The 3,348-nt window shown below is 73.2% G+C and carries 4 protein-coding genes; 2 read left to right on the top strand and 2 right to left on the bottom strand.

The features are described 5' to 3' along the window. Both pgi and GTW43_RS10540 read left to right on the top strand, forming a co-directional pair. A partial coding sequence (pgi, locus tag GTW43_RS10545; protein WP_161301384.1) for a glucose-6-phosphate isomerase occupies nucleotides 1-1,056 on the top strand: 1,056 nt, incomplete at its 5' end. A gap of 80 nt (nucleotides 1,057-1,136) precedes the next feature. Beyond that, a complete protein-coding gene (locus GTW43_RS10540) occupies nucleotides 1,137-1,619 on the top strand; it encodes a DUF2087 domain-containing protein (RefSeq protein WP_343245961.1) in 483 nt (160 codons plus the stop codon). Nucleotides 1,620-1,687: 68 nt separating this feature from the next. Here GTW43_RS10540 and pgl read toward each other — a convergent pair whose 3' ends face one another. Together pgl and GTW43_RS10530 are read right to left on the bottom strand one after the other, a co-directional pair. Further along, complete coding sequence (gene pgl, locus GTW43_RS10535; protein ID WP_161301383.1) at nucleotides 1,688-2,467, bottom strand: 6-phosphogluconolactonase; 780 nt, start codon at nucleotides 2,465-2,467, stop codon at nucleotides 1,688-1,690. Further along, nucleotides 2,464-3,348 (bottom strand): glucose-6-phosphate dehydrogenase assembly protein OpcA (locus GTW43_RS10530; protein WP_161301382.1); only part of this gene is annotated, 885 nt, incomplete at its 5' end. The genes pgl and GTW43_RS10530, both read right to left, overlap by 4 nt.

The following is a 3,348-nucleotide window of genomic DNA, read 5'->3' as shown; positions in this document are numbered from 1 at the left end:
GACCCGGCCGAGACGCTGTTCGTCATCGCCTCCAAGACCTTCACGACCATCGAGACGATCACGAACGCGACCTCCGCGCGCAACTGGCTGCTCACCGAGCTGAGGGCCGGTCAGGACGCGGTCGCGAAGCACTTCGTGGCGCTCTCGACGAACAGCGAGAAGGTCGCCGAGTTCGGCATCGACACGGCCAACATGTTCGAGTTCTGGGACTGGGTCGGCGGACGTTATTCGTATGACTCCGCGATCGGTCTCTCGCTGATGATCGCGATCGGGCCCGAGGCGTTCCGCGAGATGCTCGACGGCTTCCACCTCGTCGACGAGCACTTCCGCACCGCGCCGCCCGAGTCCAACGTGCCGCTCCTCATGGGCCTGCTGGGCATCTGGTACGGCAACTTCCACGACGCCCAGTCGCACGCCGTGCTGCCCTACTCGCACTACCTCTCCCGCTTCACCGCCTACCTGCAGCAGCTCGACATGGAGTCGAACGGCAAGTACGTGCAGCGCGACGGCGAGGAGGTGCAGTGGCAGACCGGCCCGGTCGTGTGGGGCACTCCCGGGACGAACGGGCAGCACGCGTACTACCAGTTGATCCACCAGGGCACCAAGCTGATCCCCGCCGACTTCGTCGGCTTCGCCGAGCCGGTGGCCGACCTGCTGCCCGGCCTCGTCGCCCAGCACGACCTGCTGATGGCCAACTTCTTCGCGCAGACGCAGGCCCTGGCCTTCGGCAAGACGCCCGACGAGGTGCGCGCCGAGGGCGTGCCCGAGGAGCTCGTCCCGCACAAGACGTTCAAGGGCAACCACCCGACCACGACGATCCTCGCCAAGGCGCTGACCCCGTCCGTGCTCGGCCAGCTCGTCGCCCTGTACGAGCACAAGGTGTTCGTCCAGGGAGCGGTGTGGAACATCGACTCCTTCGACCAGTGGGGCGTCGAGCTCGGCAAGGTCCTCGCCAAGCGGGTCGAGCCGGCGCTGACCGACGGTGCCGACGTCCCCGGCCTCGACGCGTCGACCCGGGCACTCGTCGCCAAGTACCGGGAACTGCGAGGACGTTGACCGCGTTGGGTTAATCGGATGCGGGAGCGCCGCCCGGCGGGCCAGACTGCCGGTCCGTGACCCTGCCGGGAGGCACTTCCGTGGACCACCTCATGTCGGCCCTGTCCGACCCCGAACGACTCGAGCTGTACGCACGGATCGTGCTCGGCGACCTCCCGCCGCGCGAGGCAGACTCCCCGGCGGCCCGCCGCCATCTGGGCAAGCTCCTCGCGTCCGGCCTGGTCGAGCGGCTCGACGACGGATCGCTGCGGGCCGGCCCCGAGGTGTTCCGCAGAGCCAGGACCGCCGAGTCCGCCGGCGGCGTCCCGCGCCACCTCGCGGGCTTCTTCGCCCGCGGACGGCTCACCGCGATCCCGGTGCGCCCCACCGTCCGCCACGAGCTCCTCGTGCACCTCACGGACACCCTCTTCGACCCGGCGCGCACCTACAGCGAGACCGAGGTCAACGAGGCGCTGCGCACCGTCCACGACGACACGGCCGCACTGCGCCGGTACTGCGTCACCGACGGGCTCCTCGTCCGCGCGAGCGACGGCTCCGCCTACCGGGTCCCGCAGCACGCGTGAGGCCCCGCGCCTCCGGAGCGGAATCCGGGGGGCACGGGGCCTCTGTGACGGGTCTGCGACGGGTCGCCTCAGGCGATCGCCGGGGGATACAGCTCGGGCGGCAGCTGCGAGGCCGCCGCCGCGTCGAGCAGCCACAGGGTGCGCGAGCGGCCGTACGCACCGGCCGCGGGCGCCTGGATCTCGCCCGCTCCGGACAGGGCGATCGCCGCGGCCTTCGCCTTGTCCTCGCCGGCCGCCAGCAGCCACACCTCGCGCGCGGCCCGGATCGCCGGGAGCGTGAGCGTGATGCGGGTGGGCGGCGGCTTGGGGGCCCCGTGCACGCCGACGACCGTGCGCTCGGTCTCGCGGACCGCGGGCAGCTCGGGAAAGAGCGAGGCGACGTGGGTGTCCGGGCCGACGCCGAGCATCAGCACGTCGAAGGTCGGGACCTCGCCGTGGTCCTCCGGGCCCGCCGCGGCGGCCAGCCGGGCCGCGTACACCTCGGCCGCCGCGTCCGCCTCGTAGGGGCCGTCCGCCGCGGGCATGGGGTGCACGCGGTCCGGGTCGAGCGGGACGCTGTCGAGGAGCGCCTCGCGCGCCTGGGTGTAGTTGCGCTCGGGGTCGCCCTCGGGCAGGAAGCGCTCGTCGCCCCACCACAGGTCGAGCCGGCCCCAGTCGACCGCGTCGCGTGCGGGCGCCGCCGCGAGCGCGGCCAGCAGCCCGTTGCCGTTGCGGCCGCCGGTCAGGACGACGGAGGCGGAGCCGCGGGTGGCCTGGGCGTCGACGATCTTGGTGATCAGCCGGGCCGCGGCCGCCTGCGCCATCAGCTCCTTGTCGCGGTGGACGACGAGTTGGGGTGCTGCGCTCACTTCGTCGCCGCCTTCTTGGCCGGAGCCTTCTTCGCGGCCGCCTTCCGCGCGGGGGCGGCCTTCTTCACGGGCTTCACGGGTTCCGCGGCGGCCGGGTCGGCCGGGGCCTCCTGAGCCGCCGCGTCGCCGAGCCGGTCCACGCCGAACTTCAGCGCGGCCGCGTACGTGTCGTCCGGGTCGAGCCGGCGCAGCTCCTCCGCGATCAGCTCGGACGTCTCGCGGCGCTTGAGCGCGACCGCGCGGTCCGGCTGGCCCTGGATGGAGAGCGTGGCCAGCGTGCCGTCGGCCCGGTCGAGGACGATCGGCCCGCAGTCCGTCTCCAGGCGCACCGAGGTCAGCCCGGGGCCCGTCGACAGGGTGCGCCGCACGGGAACACCGAGCCGGTCGGCGAGCCACATCGCCAGGAGCTCGCAGCTCGGGTTGAACTCCTCACCCTCGACGCCGACCGAGGTCACCTTGCAGTCGACCTGGTCGAGCGCCGCGGCGAGCATCGAGCGCCAGGGGGTGATCCGGGTCCACGACAGGTCCGTGTCGCCGGGGGAGTAGGCGGCCGCGCGGGCCTCCAGCTCCTGGACCGGCTGCTCGGTCGCGTACGTGTCCGTGACGCGGCGCTGGGCCAGCGCGCCCAGCGGGTCCTGGGCGGGGTCGAGCGGGGCGTCCACGGGCCACCAGACGACCGTCGGGGCGTCCGGCAGCAGCAGCGGCAGGACGACCGACTGGGCGTGGTGGACGACCTCCCCGTACAGGCGCAGCACGACGGTCTCGCCGGTGCCGGCCTCGGCGCCCACCCGGACCTCGGCGTCGAGGCGCGAGGTCGTGCGGTCGCGCGGGGTGCGCGAGACCCGCTTGATGACGACGAGGGTGCGCGAGGGGTGCTCGCG

This window comes from Streptomyces sp. SID5785, from assembly GCF_009870065.1.
Taxonomy (GTDB): Bacteria; Actinomycetota; Actinomycetes; order Streptomycetales; family Streptomycetaceae; genus Streptomyces.
This window is presented reverse-complemented; position numbering and strand designations above follow the sequence as displayed.